Source organism: Rhodococcus sp. D-46 (genome assembly GCF_011290655.1).
GTDB lineage: Bacteria > Actinomycetota > Actinomycetes > Mycobacteriales > Mycobacteriaceae > Rhodococcus_F > Rhodococcus_F qingshengii.
In genome coordinates this window covers 301,363-316,137 of the sequence record NZ_JAANTF010000006.1, presented here as the reverse complement: position 1 = coordinate 316,137, position 14,775 = coordinate 301,363, and the positions used below count along the sequence as shown (strand labels likewise).

Annotated in this window: 17 protein-coding genes; 9 read left to right on the top strand and 8 right to left on the bottom strand. The window is 62.3% G+C overall.

Annotated elements, in window-relative coordinates:
* Positions 1-57 precede the first annotated feature (57 nt).
* Genes G9U53_RS17220 through G9U53_RS17205 form a run of 4 tightly spaced genes read left to right on the top strand, consistent with a single transcriptional unit; the run spans position 58 to position 2,537 of the window.
* Positions 58-558: a methylated-DNA--[protein]-cysteine S-methyltransferase gene (locus G9U53_RS17220; protein ID WP_003940613.1), complete on the top strand. Its 501-nt coding sequence runs from the start codon at positions 58-60 to the stop codon at positions 556-558.
* Entirely contained in the window at positions 545-1,099 is a 555-nt protein-coding gene (locus G9U53_RS17215) for a sigma-70 family RNA polymerase sigma factor (RefSeq protein WP_165638953.1), read from the top strand. The genes G9U53_RS17220 and G9U53_RS17215 overlap by 14 nt, the downstream gene beginning before the upstream one ends.
* Positions 1,096-1,695: a methylated-DNA--[protein]-cysteine S-methyltransferase gene (locus G9U53_RS17210; protein ID WP_003940313.1), complete on the top strand. Its 600-nt coding sequence runs from the start codon at positions 1,096-1,098 to the stop codon at positions 1,693-1,695. The genes G9U53_RS17215 and G9U53_RS17210 overlap by 4 nt, the downstream gene beginning before the upstream one ends.
* Entirely contained in the window at positions 1,692-2,537 is an 846-nt protein-coding gene (locus G9U53_RS17205; protein ID WP_165638952.1) for a DNA-3-methyladenine glycosylase 2, read from the top strand. Before G9U53_RS17210 ends, G9U53_RS17205 begins: the two co-directional genes overlap by 4 nt.
* A 4-nt stretch (positions 2,538-2,541) precedes the next feature.
* Here G9U53_RS17205 and G9U53_RS17200 read toward each other — a convergent pair whose 3' ends face one another.
* The 5 genes from G9U53_RS17200 to G9U53_RS17180 all read right to left on the bottom strand — a co-directional run bounded on the left by G9U53_RS17200 (position 2,542) and on the right by G9U53_RS17180 (position 8,435).
* Positions 2,542-4,767 (bottom strand): MMPL family transporter, encoded by a 2,226-nt coding sequence (locus G9U53_RS17200; protein ID WP_165638951.1) that lies wholly within the window; start codon positions 4,765-4,767, stop codon positions 2,542-2,544.
* Positions 4,768-4,869: 102 nt separating this feature from the next.
* Positions 4,870-6,420 carry a bifunctional 3'-5' exonuclease/DNA polymerase gene (locus G9U53_RS17195; RefSeq protein WP_030537218.1) on the bottom strand — a complete coding sequence of 517 codons (1,551 nt, stop codon included), beginning with the start codon at positions 6,418-6,420 and terminating at the stop codon, positions 4,870-4,872.
* Between the two features lie 46 nt (positions 6,421-6,466).
* Positions 6,467-7,330, bottom strand: coding sequence for a biotin-dependent carboxyltransferase family protein (locus tag G9U53_RS17190; protein WP_058037623.1), 864 nt, complete (start codon positions 7,328-7,330; stop codon positions 6,467-6,469).
* Positions 7,327-7,959 (bottom strand): allophanate hydrolase subunit 1, encoded by a 633-nt coding sequence (locus G9U53_RS17185; protein ID WP_058037624.1) that lies wholly within the window; start codon positions 7,957-7,959, stop codon positions 7,327-7,329. The genes G9U53_RS17190 and G9U53_RS17185 overlap by 4 nt, the downstream gene beginning before the upstream one ends.
* Positions 7,956-8,435, bottom strand: a complete 480-nt coding sequence (locus G9U53_RS17180) for a MarR family transcriptional regulator (RefSeq protein ID WP_054781681.1) — start codon at positions 8,433-8,435, stop codon at positions 7,956-7,958. Before G9U53_RS17180 ends, G9U53_RS17185 begins: the two co-directional genes overlap by 4 nt.
* Before the next feature lie 74 nt (positions 8,436-8,509).
* On the opposite strand from G9U53_RS17180, the gene G9U53_RS17175 reads away from it, so the two are divergent.
* On the top strand, positions 8,510-9,343 hold the full coding sequence (locus G9U53_RS17175) for an alpha/beta hydrolase (protein WP_058037625.1): 834 nt from the start codon (positions 8,510-8,512) through the stop codon (positions 9,341-9,343).
* Positions 9,344-9,347: 4 nt separating this feature from the next.
* Here the strand turns inward: G9U53_RS17175 and G9U53_RS17170 are convergent, their stop codons facing one another.
* Positions 9,348-9,791 carry a hypothetical protein gene (locus G9U53_RS17170; protein ID WP_030537213.1) on the bottom strand — a complete coding sequence of 148 codons (444 nt, stop codon included), beginning with the start codon at positions 9,789-9,791 and terminating at the stop codon, positions 9,348-9,350.
* Positions 9,792-9,840: 49 nt separating this feature from the next.
* On the opposite strand from G9U53_RS17170, the gene G9U53_RS17165 reads away from it, so the two are divergent.
* Complete coding sequence (locus G9U53_RS17165) at positions 9,841-10,119, top strand: hypothetical protein (RefSeq protein ID WP_058037626.1); 279 nt, start codon at positions 9,841-9,843, stop codon at positions 10,117-10,119.
* A gap of 134 nt (positions 10,120-10,253) precedes the next feature.
* Here G9U53_RS17165 and G9U53_RS17160 read toward each other — a convergent pair whose 3' ends face one another.
* Positions 10,254-11,630, bottom strand: a complete 1,377-nt coding sequence (locus G9U53_RS17160; RefSeq protein WP_039973099.1) for an NAD-dependent succinate-semialdehyde dehydrogenase — start codon at positions 11,628-11,630, stop codon at positions 10,254-10,256.
* Positions 11,631-11,729: 99 nt separating this feature from the next.
* Positions 11,730-13,043: a DUF3533 domain-containing protein gene (locus G9U53_RS17155; RefSeq protein WP_063315745.1), complete on the bottom strand. Its 1,314-nt coding sequence runs from the start codon at positions 13,041-13,043 to the stop codon at positions 11,730-11,732.
* Between the two features lie 171 nt (positions 13,044-13,214).
* On the opposite strand from G9U53_RS17155, the gene G9U53_RS17150 reads away from it, so the two are divergent.
* The 3 genes from G9U53_RS17150 to G9U53_RS17140 are packed head-to-tail and all read left to right on the top strand — an operon-like array spanning position 13,215 to position 14,748.
* Positions 13,215-13,847 (top strand): DUF4178 domain-containing protein, encoded by a 633-nt coding sequence (locus G9U53_RS17150; RefSeq protein ID WP_050654601.1) that lies wholly within the window; start codon positions 13,215-13,217, stop codon positions 13,845-13,847.
* Positions 13,844-14,344, top strand: a complete 501-nt coding sequence (locus tag G9U53_RS17145; protein WP_063315746.1) for a DUF2617 family protein — start codon at positions 13,844-13,846, stop codon at positions 14,342-14,344. Before G9U53_RS17150 ends, G9U53_RS17145 begins: the two co-directional genes overlap by 4 nt.
* 26 nt (positions 14,345-14,370) lie before the next feature.
* Entirely contained in the window at positions 14,371-14,748 is a 378-nt protein-coding gene (locus tag G9U53_RS17140) for a DUF4247 domain-containing protein (RefSeq protein ID WP_050793959.1), read from the top strand.
* The last annotated feature ends 27 nt before the right edge of the window (positions 14,749-14,775 follow it).

The window sequence follows — 14,775 nt, the reverse complement described above, 5'->3', positions numbered from 1 at the left end:
GCGGACAATCAATTCACCCGCTGCCTGCCGCACCGCGCAACCTGGAAGGATCGAGACATGACGGCTATCCGTACGCACACTGTGATCGACTCGCCGATCGGAGCGTTGACGCTGGTAGCAGCAGGTGACGACCTCTGCGGTCTGTACATGGCGGAGCATCGCCACAAGCCGGACGAGTCCACGTTCGGTGATCGTTCCTCGGCGGTCTTCGGTGAAGTCGAATCGCAGCTCACCGAGTACTTCGAGGGTGATCGCACGGAGTTCTCCGTGCCGCTGGCGCCCGTGGGTACCGAGTTCCAGAAGCGGGTGTGGGACACCTTGCGAACGATCCCGTACGGCGAAACCTGGACCTACATGGAGCTCGCGCAAACTTTGGGTAACCCGCTTGCGATCCGTGCTGCCGCCGCGGCAAACGGCAAGAATCCGATCAGCATCATCGTTCCCTGTCATCGCGTGGTCGGTAGCGACGGAAGTCTGACCGGTTTCGCCGGCGGCCTCGAACGTAAGCGGTTCCTGCTCGACCGCGAGCACGGCGGCGAATCGGATGTCCTCTTCTGATGCGCTCGGCTCACAATTCGGTGATCGGGAACGTCTACCGGTCGTGACACTCAAACCGTTCGAAGACGTCGTGACCGAATACGGTGCAGTGGTCCTCCGTGTCTGCCGCGCGGTGGTCGGGCCCGTCGACGCCGAGGACGCGTGGTCCGAGACGTTCATCGCGGCGATGCGGGCATACCCGGATCTGAACCCGGACGCGAACATCGAAGCCTGGCTGGTCACCATCGCGCACCGCAAGGCGATCGACATCACCCGAGTGCGTGCCCGCGTGGCGGTGCCGACAGACGACGTTCCGGAGTTGCCGACGCGAATCGGCGTGCCGGGCACGTGGGATCACGAACTCTGGGACTCACTCGAACAACTACCACTCAAACAACGTGCGGCGGTCGCCTATCACTTTCTGGGTGGGCTGCCGTACGCAGAGATCGCGGACATCCTCGGCAACACGCCGGCAGCCGCCAGACGCGCGGGTGCGGACGGTATCGCCACCCTACGAAGAACCTACTTGTCCGCTACCGCTGCGGAAGGGAGTCACTCATGAGTAACGATGTGTTCGAGGCACTTCCAGCCGTTGACGCCGACGCCATGATCCGCCTACGGGCGCGCCTGGCTGCGCAGGCGTCTGAAGCCGAATTGATCGACGTGGCATATCGAACCGTCGATTCGCCGGTCGGAAAGCTGCTGCTGGCGGCAACTGATGTCGGCCTGGTGCGGGTTGCCTTTGCAGTCGAAGGGCACGACCTCGTTCTGGAACGGTTGGCCGACACGGTAAGTCCCCGAGTGCTTCATTATCCGCGCAGGCTTGACGCTGTCGCTCGCGAGTTGGACGAGTACTTTGCCGGTGCGCGTCGAGAATTCGATCTGCGCTTGGACTTCCAACTCGCGAAGGGGTTCCGACGCGAAGTGTTGCGTCATCTTCCCGAGATCGAATACGGCCACACTGCAAGCTATTCGGTGGTCGCGGCAGCATCGGGAAGCCCACGTGCGGTGCGTGCCGTAGGGACCGCATGTGCAAAGAACCCGCTGCCGTTGGTGGTCCCGTGTCACCGGGTGGTGCGCAGCGACGGCAGCCTCGGGCAGTACGCGGGTGGCCCCGAACTGAAAGCGATTCTGCTGGATCTGGAAGCCGGCCGGTGAGCGCAGTGACGCTGCGCTTTCAGGCGCCCTATGCAGTCGAACCGCTCACCGGTGCCCTGCGGGCTCACTGCGTCGCAGGCCTCGAGCGTCACGACGACGGTGTTCACACCAGAGTCGTACCGTTGCCTTCCGGACCCGTTGTCGTGTCGGTGTCGTGGACCGACGACGGTGTCGTCGTGGATTCCGATGTGCCGGTAGCGGATTCCGCAGTGCTGGAGGTGATCGTGCGCCGTTGGCTCGACCTCGACGCCGATCACACTGCTGTCGAAGCAGCGTTCGGTAGTGATGAGTTGTTGGCCCCACTTGTTGCCGCCCGTCCAGGATTGCGTGTGCTCGGTTCGGTGGACGGGTTCGAGACCGCAGTGCTCACCGTTCTGGGACAACAGGTTTCGCTCGGCGCGGCGAGGACGTTCGGTGGTCGTTTTGTCAGCGCATTCGGAGCGCCGGTGCAAGGGGATTTTCTTGCCTTCCCTGATCCGGACATGGTTGCAGCGCAATCAACCGAGGGCATACAGAAAGCCGTCGGATTGACCACAGCGCGCGCAAGAACAGTGCACACGCTGGCAACTGCGGCAGCGAACGGCCTCGACCTCTCCTGGAATGCGGATCCTGTCCAATTTCGGCGAGAGCTGTTGGCGCTAAAGGGAATCGGACCGTGGACCGCTGACTATCTCACCGTCCGGATTCTCGGTGATCGCGACGCATTCGTACCCGATGATCTGGTGTTGAAACGTGCGCTGGGGGTCTCGACGGCCAAAGAAGCCGCAGCGTTGTCCGAGCGCTGGCGACCCTGGCGAGCCTACGCGCTCTTTCATCTGTGGACCAAGGAAGCGTTTCTGTAGTCGGTCAGTCTTTCGCGCGCGCCAGTTCGGACGGCCACCAAATACGTTTCCCGATGTCGTGAGAGAGTGCCGGCACCAGGACGCTGCGCACGATGATCGTATCGAGCAGCACGCCGAAGGCCACGGCAAATCCGATCTCGGCGAGGAAGACCAGTGGCAGGATGCCCAGTACGGCAAATGTTGCGGCCAAGACGATTCCGGCTGAGGTGATCACACCGCCCGTCACCGCAAGACCGCGCAGTACACCTGCACGGGTGCCGAATTCTCCGGTCTCCTCCCGGACTCTGGTCATCAGGAAGATGTTGTAGTCGATACCCAGTGCGACGAGGAAGACGAAGGCGAACAGCGGGAACGATTGATCCGCCCCGGCGAACCCGAATACGTGTGTGAAGAAGAATCCGCTCACACCGAGGGTCGCCGCGAAGGAAAGCACCACGGTGACAATGAGAATCACCGGGATCAGCAGAGCGCGGAGCAAAGCGGCCAGAACCAGGAAGATCACCACCAACACGATCGGGATGATCAGGTTTCTGTCGCGGACCGAGGCCGCCTGGACATCAAGGGTGGTGGCCGTGCTGCCCCCGACGAGCGCGTCGGCGCCGGGCACGTCGTGGACGGCAGTCCGCAGTCGCTTGACAGTTTCGAGTGCCTGCGGCGAATCGTAGGAGTCGGCGAGGGTTGCATTGATCATGGTTCGGCCGTCGATCGGTGCAACGGTGAAAGCCGCAGGGGCGCAACCCGCAGCGGCGGCTTGTGCGACGGCAGCGGGGTTGGTCTTGATCAAATCGCTGACCTTTGCGACGTCCACCTGGGTGCAGACGGCGCCGGGATCCTGCGAGATACCTTCGACGCCGCTGGCTGCTTTGATGACGGCGTCGGCCTGGTCGGCGTTTGCGGTGATCACGGCCGGTGCGCCGGCTCCGGGATCGAACTTCGAGTCGTAGAGTTCTTGTCCGACAACGGCGTCGGGACGATTGGTGAAGCTTTCGGTGGATGTCAGGCCATCGGTTTTGAGACTGCCGATCCCGGCCGCGAACAGGATGATCAACAACACTGTGGCGCCGATCCACAGTGGGCGGTCCTTGCTACCGACGGCCTCGGCGATCTTGCCCCACATCCCGTGCGTCGTAAGGTCTGCGGCGTGATCGACCTTGGGCTTGCGCGGCCAGAAGACCCACCGTCCGGTGGCGGCCAGAGCGACCGGCATGAACGTCATCATCACCAGATAGGTGCAGGCGATCCCGATGGCGGCGACGGGTCCGAGGCTCTTGTTGGAGTTGAGTTGAGAGAACGTCAGGCAAAGCAGACCGAGAATCACGGTGACAGCCGAAGCGGTGATGGCCGGCGCAGACTCGCGCCAGGCCTTGATCATCGCGTCGAAGCGGTTGGGATACGTGTGCAATTCTTCGCGATAGCGAGAGATCAAGAGTAGGGCGTAGTCGGTACCGGCACCGATCACCAACACGAAAAGGATGCCTTGAGACTGTCCGGTCAGAGTGAGTAATTCGGCTTTCGCGAGAAAATAGATCACCATCGACGACAAACCGATGGCGAGGAGCGCGGAGAACAGCGGGAAGAACCACAACACCGGCGATCGGTACACGACAAGCAGGATGAGGATCACGACCAGGAGTGCCGCGCCAAGGAGCGCTCCGTCCAGACCGGCAAAGGCGTCGATGAACGCAACGAGTAGCCCACCTGGCCCGGCTGGGAGTACCTCGACATCACCAGCTGCTTGTTTTGCTGCGTCGATGACGTTCTGCTCGGTGGTCGCCAGGACATCGCCTGCCACGGATGTGTCTCCGTCCTTGGCGACGAGTGGCACGAAGATCGACGCAGTTGTGCCGTCGGCGGAGTACTGAGTGGGCTGCATACCGTCGGCGTCTACCCCGGAGATGCCGGCAATGGCGCCGTAGGCCGAGTTGATTGCAGATTTGTCCGCCTCGGTGAGGGCCGAATCTCGATGGAACAGAACAAATCCAGGGATCGTCTCGACTGCGAGGAAGTTCGCGGATTGGTTGCTGACGATTGTCGATTCGGCGGAACTCGGGAGGTACGAGGCGTTGTCGTTCTTTTGAACCTCGGCGAGTTTGCCCTGGAAAGAACCGCCGAATCCGCCTGTGACGAAGGCGAAGATCGCAAGGGCGATCACGGTGAAGATCGGCACGCGAAGGCGCTTCACGGCTCCGCGCTCGTTCCGTTCTGCGTCAGTTGTGTCCAGCTTGGTCATGGTTCTCCTCGAACGCAGTCGACCAGCACCAACAAAGCAACATTTTCCAGTAGAACACGCAATACGGGCGCGGTGGAACCACTTGGCGTGGAATTGACGACGCTACGAAGTGCCTTTGCCGTATGTCTCGCGGGCTGCGACGTCCATGGGAAAACGGACGACTGTGTCGCCGAACAACAATCGAGTTGCCGAAGCAGCTGCGGCCAGCACGTGCGCGGTACCGGTTTCGGGGTTGCGGGTATGCACGACTACCTCGTCGTGCTGGAAGAAGACCAACTCGCCGTCCGGATCTTCGGCGAGGCGGCGCCTGAGGTCGGCCAGGAGGCACAGCGCCCACTCGGACGCAGTCGCCTGCACGACGAAGTTGCGCGTGAAACGACCGCGGGCGTGAGCGTCGCCGTGGGAGTAGAAGTCGGGAGACGGTGGGGGACAGGCCCGGCCGAGCAGTGACTTCACCACCTCGCCGCGCTCACCTGCCTTGGCAGCTTGCTCGACGTACTCGACGGCGACCGGGAATCGCTTCCGCAACAAGACGAGCAGTGCTTTGGCTTCACCCGCCGTCGCCCCGTACAGGACTCCGAGGATTGCGACCTTGGCTTTTGCGCGATCACCGCCGAAGGCTTCGGCACCGACAAGTGCGTACAGGTCGTCGTCCCCGGCGGCGGCCATCATGCGGCGGTCGCCGGACATGGCGGCCAGAATTCGGGGCTCGAGCTGACCGGCGTCGGCGACGACGAACACGTGGCCCGGATCGGCGACGACGCTCGAGCGCATTGTCTTCGGAATCTGGAGGGCCCCGCCGCCTCGACTCGCCCACCTGCCGGACACGACACCACCGGGAACGTAGATCGGACGGAATCGATCTCCCCGCACCCAACTGTCCATCCACTGCCAACCGTTGGTGCTGTACAGCTTGGCGAGTTCGCGATGACGAAGGAGTAGCGGCACAGCCGGATGATCGATCTCCTGCAGAAACCACTTGCGCGTCGACGGAAGTTCGATGCCCTGACGCCCGAACGCCTCGGTGATCTCCACCGAAGACGAAGGATTGACGGTGCGCCCGAAGACCTCACTGATCTGTGCGGCAAGTTCCTGCATACGAGCGGGGAGGTCGTATCCCGTCGGCCGCGGCCCCAGCCGTTCTTCGAGGAGTTCACGATGCTTCTGCGTCGAGAACGGAAGGCCCGTGTGCGTCATCTCGGCGGCGCTGAGAGCGCCGGCCGATTCTGCTGCGATCAACAAGTCCAGTCGAGCGTCCGCGCCGATGGTTGCGCGCTGCTCGGCGAATTCGGTGACGACGGCGAGGGGATCGAGAACGGGTGCAGTGTCGAAGAGTCCGAGTCGATCGTCGTCGAACTCCTCAGCGGGCGGTGACGGTTTGCCGGCGCGCATTCCGAGTATCGCGCGGGTCAGGGAGATGTCGTGGCACCGCTGAACCCGTACGCCTGCCCGCAGTAGAGGTGGGTACACGGTCGCCGTACTCGGCCACACCCACCGCGGGTGCTCGGCTTCCTCGATGGTGCGTACCGCTGCGATCAAGTCGGGGTATTCGACGGGATCGGCGAGCGGCGTTCCAGCGGGATCGGTCCGTAGGACAGTTGCCGTCACAGCTCCCGTGGACGTCGTACTACCGGGGACCAGGACAACTCGCACGACATCAGTGTGACGGCTGGGTCCGACACGCCATCGCTCGGCGTGCTCAGGCCCTGACGAACCGGATGTGCTGACCCGGGCGGGCTTGGCCGAGTCGGTCGATATCTGCGTCCGCGACCACTCCCACCACCGGATAGCCGCCGGTGATGGGGTGATCGGCGAGGAACACGACAGGTTGGCCGCTGGGTGGGACCTGGATCGATCCGAGTGCCACGCCTTCGGTGGGCAGTTCGGTGTCGTCTGTTCTTCGAAGTAGTTCGTCGGCGCCGACGCGATCGACGCGTGCGCCGATTCGGTCCGAGTCGGTCGAGATCGCCCATCGGCCATGGAGGAGTGTTTCGGGGTTGGTGAATCGATCTGCGCGAGGACCGAACACCACTCGAATGGCGAGAGTCTCGTTTGCCATCGGCGGCACCGGTGCGAGGTCGACGGCTGAGAACGTGGTCGGCGATGGCCCGATCGGGAGAAAAACACCAGGCTCGAGAGGCGCCGGACCGATCCCGGACATCGTGTCGGTGCTGCGCGATCCCAGGATCTCGGGAACCACAATGCCGCCTCGGACGGTCAGATACGTCCGCAGTCCACTCGGTGCGTAGTCCAGGCGGACGGTCTGCCCAGCCCGCAGATCGATCACGCTCGAATGCCCGACCGGAATGCCGTCGCGGTAGGCCTGTGCAGGCGCACCGGTGAACGCGATCGTTGTCGGTTGCTGCGCCCGAAGACTCAGCCCACCCAGGAGGACCTCGACACCGGCTGCGCCCTCGTTGTTGCCGACGAGCCGATTGCCAAGCCTGAGAGATCGCCTGTCCGCCGCACCGGAAACCCCGACACCCGAGCGGAGATGACCTATCCGTCCGAGGTCCTGGATCAGGCTCAGCGGCCCGGTGTCGAGTATCTCGAGGCCGTTCATCGTTGTTCCTCGTTCACGAAGCGCACGCGTCTGCCGGGCTGAACGGTGGCCGGTGGTGTGGCGTTCAGATCCCACATCACGGCATCGGTGCTCCCGATGATCTGCCAGCCACCCGGTGATGCACGCGGGTAGACCGCGCTGTATCCAGCGGCCAGGGCGACGGAACCGGCAGGCACAGCGGTTCGTGATTGCGTTCGACGCGGAACGTCGAGCCGAGTGTCGCCTGAAGTCAGGTAGGCGAAGCCGGGTGCGAATCCGATGAAGGCGCAACGCCACATTGCCCCGGTGTGGGCCGCAACCACCTCGGATCGGCTCATACCAAGTGACTGTGCGACGTCGTCGAGGTCGGGCCCGTCGTACCTGACGGCGATGGTGAGTGCATCCATCTCGAAATGCTCGTCTGTGGTCGCGGCAGAATCGGTCTGCTCGAGATCGTTCAAGCGCTTTCGGACGTACGTGAGATCTGCCGCCGGGGTGCACGTGACCAGGACCGTGCGAGCTGCGGGGAGGAAGTCTTCGACCCCGACCGGGGTGTTACGCGTCAGTGCTTCGGTGAACGCGAGAACGCCAGCTTCGGAATCGAAGTCCACGAGCAATGCGCGTTCTCCCGCGGGAAGTATGCGAGTCACAGGGAGGGCTCCCTATCGACTCGAGTCCGCTCCACGTCCGCTCGCATCGCGGCGATGAAACTCTCGATGGTGGCTCGCTCTGTGGCGGTGTAATTCCCGACGGTGCTCGCAGCGCGTGAAATGAGGGGGCCGAAGAAGCTCTCGCCCAGAGTGACCGCCGATGGTGTGACCTGCAAGAGCACCCGTCGACGGTCTGCTGAGTCCCGCTCCCGAGCTACGTGCCCCGCTTTGACCATCCGGTCGACCAGTGCAGTCACCGACGCCGAGTTGATCCCGAGCTGTGAGCCCAACCAACCTGGCGTCGCCGATGTGTTCGAGCGCTCGGCATCGAGAAGGCAGATCAACGCGCGCACGTCGGTGGAGTGCATTTTGTACTTGTTCGCAAAGCCGGAAACCGCCACGTTCAAGTCGACGGTCAGTGCGCGAAGCGAGTGGACGATCGCCATCGCTTCGTCTTCTGCATCGCCGACGCTCAAGGATGCCTCCAGCCCTGGTGTGTTGTCTCTCGATTGTCTACTATCTCGATAATCGAGAGAAATGGGGGTGGGGGATGGACTTCAATCGCGCATACGACGCTGTACTGACCAAATGGCCGCAGAAACCGCTGGGTGTGGATCTCGCGGGGCGGTTCGGTAACACGCATGTGAACGTCTGTGGGCATGCAGACTCGCGGCCGTTGATCCTTCTGTCCGGGGGAGGTGCCACTTCGACGGTGTGGTTCGACAATGTTGGGGCGCTGTCGAAATCCCGGCGTGTCTTTGCTGTCGACACCATGGGCGATGCCGGGCGGAGCGTTCCGAATGGTGATCCGATGAAGTCCGTCGACGATCTGATCGAGTGGATGGACTCGATAGTCGATTGCACCGGGGCCGGCACCGTTGATGTGATCGGACATTCCTATGGCGCAATGATTGCGTTGGCCTTTGCGCTGCATCGACCGAATCGTGTCGGGAAACTTGTTCTGCTCGATCCTAATTCGAGTTTCTCCGGCATGAAGGCGGGCTACCTTCTGCGTGCGCTTCCGCTGTTGCTCTCCCCGTCGCGAGCGCGCCGACGGCGACTGTTGGATTGGGAGACAGGTGAGTTGAGTATCGACTCCGACTGGCTGTCTCTTGTGGAAGTGGGCACTTCGGATCTACCGCGACCCGATCTCGTAGTGCCTCGACGTCCTTCGAAGGAGGCCTTGAGCGCACTGGATGTCGAGTTGCTGGTGGTCCTCGCACAAGACGGACGGGTGCATGATGCGGAAACCGTGTCGAAGTCAGTGCGGGAGAGGGTTCCCGCAGCGCGTGTCGAGGTGCTGAAAGCTTCTTCGCATCACAGCATTCCGATGGTTCCCGCCGATGAAATCAACCGGGTGCTCGTCGACTTCTTGGAGGGCTAGCGGATCAGGGTGCGACGACGCACCCCGGACCGATCGGTGTCGCCGGATTGACATCGACCGTTGTGACCGGCCCGCCCGCGGACGTCTGGTAGGCCATCAGAGAGTGTTCGCCCGGTGCAGTCGGAGTCCACAGCGTGACGGCGTGGCCGAGTACGACCGGCAAGGTGAAGTAGGGATTGACGGTGTCCCAGATCAGTTCCTGCGGGAACATGGTCGACGCTCGGTTCATGTCGACAATCGAGACGTTCGGCTCGTTCAACGCTGCTGTCCTGGCAACCACCAGATACGTGCAGCCCGCTCCGTACGACGTCGTCGGCCCGCTGCTGAGACCCGGAAGGATCGTGACGTCGACTACGTCCGCGGAAGCTGACGTCGCGGAACAGATGGCTGCACTCGCGCAGAGGGCAGCGGCGACTACGGTAGTTCGAGCGATTCGTGAAAGTGTCATACCAGCAGGTCGGTTTTATCTGGGTGGGTGTTACAGGCAGACTGACCGGATGCGCGCACTTCACGTTCTGCTGGCCGGCTTCGGCTTCCTGCTGGGGTTCCTGATTATTGTTGTCTCCGGCCTGATCGAGTGGGCGTCCTTCGCCTCCCGAACCGATTTCGCCTTCGTCGGTGACTCCGCCGTGTCGGTTGGTGTTTCCAACGAGGCGATCTACACCGCCGTCGCTGCTCCACTGGTGGGTGCACTGTTGGGCTGGGGGTCAGCTGTCATCGCGACGAGGTTCGGGTGGAGCCTCACTCGTGGGGGTGCCACGCCGGCAAGCGAGTGACCAGGCAGCGGACCCGCTTGCTGGTCCGTGGGTTATGAGGAAAGGCCCCGACCTCCATCGAGGTCAGGGCCTTTCTTTGCGCCGAGCTACTTCTGTGTCGAGCTACTTCTGTGTCGAACTACTTCTGTGTCGAACTACTTCTTCGAGACGCGGAGCAGCTTCTTGTTGACGAACTCGTCCATTCCCCACGGACCCAGCTCGCGGCCGACTCCGGAGCGCTTGACTCCGCCGAAGGGCAGACCGGGCAACGTCGTTCCGTGCTCGTTGACGAACGCCATTCCCACGTCGAGATCTGCAGCGACCGACCGGGCGGAATCGAGATCGCTGCTCCAGACGGATCCGCTCAGGCCGTAGACCGACGAATTGGCAAGTTCCACAGCCTCGCTGGCCGACTTGACCTTGTAGACGACTCCGGCAGGTCCGAACAGTTCTTCGCTGTAGGCCCGCATGTCCGGTGTCACGTCTGCGAGCAATGTCGGTTGAACGTAGGCGCCCGGGCCGTCGATCTTCTTTCCACCGGTCAGCAGCGTGGCACCCTTGGACACAGCGTCGTCGATCTGCTCGATCAGAGTATCTGCCGCGCTCTGCGAAGAGAGTGGACCCAACACTGTGGATTCGTCCAACGGGTCACCGGCAGTGACGGATTCGAAGGACGTCGCCAACTTGTTGGTGAAGTCGTCGTAGAAATCTTCGGTGACGATGAAACGCTTGGCCGCGTTGCAGGCCTGGCCGGCATTGGACAGACGTGCCTTGGTTGCGGACTTGACGGTGGCATCCATGTCGTCGGAATCGAGGACGATGAACACGTCTGATCCGCCGAGTTCGAGGACGACCTTCTTGAGATTGCGTCCGGCAGTTTCGGCGACGCTGGTTCCGGCGCGTTCGCTGCCGGTCAGTGACACACCTTGAACTCGGGGATCGGCGATCATGTCCGCGATCTGCTCGTTGGTCGCGAAGACGTTGACGTAGGCGTCGTCCGGCAATCCGGCTTGTCGCAGAATCTCTTCCATCAGCAGCGCCGACTGCGGACAGTTCGATGCGTGCTTGAGAATGATCGTGTTACCGAGCATCAGATTCGGTGCCGCGAAGCGGGCGACTTGGTAGTACGGGAAGTTCCACGGCATGACGCCGATGAGAGCGCCGATCGGTCGCCGGTACACAACCGACTCCTCGGCCCCGGGAACGTCGAGTCGTTCTTCCTCGAGCAGTGCCGGACCGTGGTCTGCATACCACTGATAGATCGCGGCCGAGAGTTGTACTTCGCCCTTGGCCTCGCGGACCGGCTTACCCATCTCCAAGGAGATCATTCGGGCCAGTTCGTCTGCGCGCTCTGTGTACAGTTCGGCGGTCTTGCTCAGGACTGCCGCACGCTGCTGTGGCGCACTGTTGCGCCAGGTCAAGTAGCCGCGATGCGTGTTCGCAAGTGCGGCTTCAACTCCGGCGTCATCCAAAGTATCGAATTCCCTGACGGTTTCACCTGTCGCGGGATTGACTGTTTTGTAATTAGCCATAGTTGTACAACGTGCGGAAGGGGCTCGAAGATTCCCGAAACGCGCAATCACATTGAATCGGCTCAACAGGTTTCGATCAAATCCCGGCTGGGTACCATGTCACGCCACCTTGGGACGATGGGTGCGCTCGTAGCCCTTGCGGTCGTAGAAACGGGTGGTCACGATGCCGAGTACGACGCCGATCAGTAGCCCCACCAACGTCATCCAGACGGCATGCAGCAGGCCTGCCTCACCGCGTGCGCCGAAGAACAGGATCGATCGCGTGCCCATGTAGATCTGGTGCATCGGCTCGAATTGCGCCAGCCAGGCATACAACCTGGGGCTGGCTTCGAGGGGGATGGTGCCACCGGACGAGGGCAGCGCGAGAATGACGAACACGAACAGGTTGATCAACATGCCCAACGAGCCGAACGCGGCCATCACCGACATCGCCGTGATGCCCACCGCTGTGATGACCAGCGCGCCGTACTCCCACAATGCAAGCCCGTGAGTGACCGGCATTCCGAGGGCGCGACTGATCCACTGGAACAACGCGGAGACTATGCCGGACAACACGATCATGAATGCCCATTTGACGAGCAGCGTTCGAAACCTGTTGATACCCACAACGTCGTTCTGAACGAAGAGTGGACCGAATTCGGTAGGCGCGTATCCGAGCATGCCGTCCACCAAGGAATTGACCACGGTTGCTCCGGTGAATCCCGCAAGGACCAACAGCAGCGCGAAATAGAATGCCACCAAACCGAATCCGGTTCCGTCGGGAAGTGGATCGTGGGCAACCGTGAGTACGTTCACCGGGTTTTCGAGCAGCAGGCGGCTCGCTCCGGAGATCTGGGCTCCGGTGCCTCCCGCTTCCAACTGCGCGGTGACAAGGGCGGTGAGTTGCTCGCCCATGTTCTTGTTGACCGAGGCGAGGGCTGTGGTTCCGATCGACTGGACCAGCGATGCCGAGACGGAACCGGCGCGAGGATTGGTGTAGATCGTGATGATCGGTTGCTCTACGTCACCGGCGACGACGCTGGCCTCCGCCAGGATGATCGTCCTCTTCGTGAAATCACTGGGAATCACGATCGCGCCGTACAGCGTGCCGGAGCTCAACCGCGATTGGGCTTCGGCGATACCGATCTGCTGCAGGTCGATCTTCTGGTGGTCGATTCCGCTTTCGAGGCCGGCGACGATGTCGTTTCCGAAGTTCTTGCGGTCGGCGGGGTCGCCACCGGGGAGGGTGTCGCCTTCGTCCTGGTTGACCAGGGCGATCGGGAACTGGTCCAGGTGTTTCTTGGGGTCGAGTATTCCGCCCATGTACAACGCTGCCAGCGCAGACATCAAGAGGGTGACCACTATCAATGGTGTCAACCAGAATCGTGGTGTGTGCATGACGGTGCGGGCAGACGGCTCCGTGTTCTTGCTCATCGTCAGTCGACCGGCTTTCGTTCGCGCGGAGTTCCTCGGGCTGAGCGTAAACGCAAAGGTGCGCCGGGGCAGTCTTTCGATCTGCCCGCGGCGCTGGAGACCTGTCCGGTCGGCGACAGGCCGGATTGCCGGCAGTCTCATCCGAAAAGGCTGAGAACGGATCGGTAGGGTATGGCCCGCGGCAACCCTGCCGAGACGATTTCGGAGAAACCGTTGACCAACGTGCTGATAGTTGTCCTGATACTCGTAGTGATCGCTGCCGTCGTGTTTGTGGTCCTGCGTGGACGCCAGGGCAAGCCGAATGCTCGCGTCGACCCGCTCGCCGACTATCCCGAGGTGTACGACCCCCACAAGATCGGGGTCGGCGACATCATCACGTACGCGGGTATCGACCATGTTGTTCGAGGGACCATCACGCTCGACGAAGAGGGGTACATCTGGCGTGAGCACCTTCTCGACGGTTCGACCGGTCGTCGTTGGTTGACGGTCGAGGACGACGAGGGCGAATTGGAGATGACTCTCTGGATGCGTCGAGAAGGAACCAACCTGGTCCCGAACGGCGACGTCATTCTCGACGACAAGGTTCACCGCAAGATCGAAAGTGGAACGGCGAAGTTCACGGCCGAGGGTACGACGGGTACGGCCCCTTCCGGCTCGATGGAATACGCGGACTATGCGACCGCCGACAAGACCGGCCTGATTGCATTCGAGAAGTGGGCGCGCGGACAGTCGTGGGAGGTTTCCACGGGACGGGCGGTCACTCGCAGCGAACTCACTGTCATCCACTCGGGCCCCCCGGAATGAGCCTGTATCTACTCGACGTGGAGCCGACCGACGTGGATGCCTCGGCACTGGGGTTGGTACTGGGAGCTCCTGCGCCACCGACCCTCGCCGAGTTGGTGATCGGAACTTCCGACGCGACGCTGACCCTCGGAGTGCTGGGGGCTTCGCACGTGGTGACGGCCTGGGCGTCGGGAAAGAAACTGACCGAACAGGTTTCGTGCGATGCTCTTGCAGTCGGCGGTGAACTACTGCCCGCAGTGGAGTCCACGCAAAACTACCGGTTCGAGTCTTCCTCACTGGTGATGGACCGGGTCGAATTCGACTCGGAAGCTGCGTCGTTGAAAGAGTCCGCCGGCCACGACGGTTGGATCTGCGGATCCTTTCCCGGTGACGACACGGCTTTGACCGCTTTGTATGGCGTGCGAGACCGCCAGGGGTGGAGTTGGCAGAGTTGGCATTTGTACCCGGGGGAGGGGACAGGAGTGATCGTGAAGACACGCAGCAGGTGGCAGCCGTGAGGGGGCGGACGTGGTTGGCTCCGGTGATGCTGGCGGCCGCAATTGTCTTGTCGGCGTGCGGTGGTGGAGCCAAAGACTTCATCGCGGACAACTATTCCAAGACGTCCCAGGATGGCGACGTCGTGTTGTACTCGTCGAAAGATCCAGTGGGCACGACCGTCTCACGGATTGTCGACGCGGACGAACCAGCGGCGCGAAGTGCTGACGGCGGCAACGAATACCTGCGCTACGACGACGACATCGTCACTGTCAGTTCGGCTTCGGGCGGTGGCAGCACCATCAAGGTAGAGGACATCGACGGCACGTATCGCAGCGGCGGATACGCGTACCTGGGACCGGGCTTCAACCCGGGATCCCCGGCGGGTGGAAGCAGTGGCAGCGGCGGCTCGGGTAGTGCCAAATGACGGTAATGCTCAATGAGAAGGAGAACG

Excerpts from the sequence above, each read along its gene's own strand:
- G9U53_RS17220 (WP_003940613.1), top strand. The coding sequence starts at position 58 with ATGACGGCTATCCGTACGCACACTGTGATCGACTCGCCGATCGGAGCG.
- G9U53_RS17215 (WP_165638953.1), top strand. The coding sequence starts at position 545 with ATGTCCTCTTCTGATGCGCTCGGCTCACAATTCGGTGATCGGGAACGT.
- G9U53_RS17210 (WP_003940313.1), top strand. The coding sequence starts at position 1,096 with ATGAGTAACGATGTGTTCGAGGCACTTCCAGCCGTTGACGCCGACGCC.
- G9U53_RS17200 (WP_165638951.1), bottom strand. The coding sequence starts at position 4,767 with ATGACCAAGCTGGACACAACTGACGCAGAACGGAACGAGCGCGGAGCC.
- G9U53_RS17190 (WP_058037623.1), bottom strand. The coding sequence starts at position 7,330 with ATGAACGGCCTCGAGATACTCGACACCGGGCCGCTGAGCCTGATCCAG.
- G9U53_RS17175 (WP_058037625.1), top strand. The coding sequence starts at position 8,510 with ATGGACTTCAATCGCGCATACGACGCTGTACTGACCAAATGGCCGCAG.
- G9U53_RS17170 (WP_030537213.1), bottom strand. The coding sequence starts at position 9,791 with ATGACACTTTCACGAATCGCTCGAACTACCGTAGTCGCCGCTGCCCTC.
- G9U53_RS17165 (WP_058037626.1), top strand. The coding sequence starts at position 9,841 with ATGCGCGCACTTCACGTTCTGCTGGCCGGCTTCGGCTTCCTGCTGGGG.
- G9U53_RS17160 (WP_039973099.1), bottom strand. The coding sequence starts at position 11,630 with ATGGCTAATTACAAAACAGTCAATCCCGCGACAGGTGAAACCGTCAGG.
- G9U53_RS17155 (WP_063315745.1), bottom strand. The coding sequence starts at position 13,043 with ATGAGCAAGAACACGGAGCCGTCTGCCCGCACCGTCATGCACACACCA.
- G9U53_RS17150 (WP_050654601.1), top strand. The coding sequence starts at position 13,215 with ATGGCCCGCGGCAACCCTGCCGAGACGATTTCGGAGAAACCGTTGACC.
- G9U53_RS17145 (WP_063315746.1), top strand. The coding sequence starts at position 13,844 with ATGAGCCTGTATCTACTCGACGTGGAGCCGACCGACGTGGATGCCTCG.
- G9U53_RS17140 (WP_050793959.1), top strand. The coding sequence starts at position 14,371 with ATGCTGGCGGCCGCAATTGTCTTGTCGGCGTGCGGTGGTGGAGCCAAA.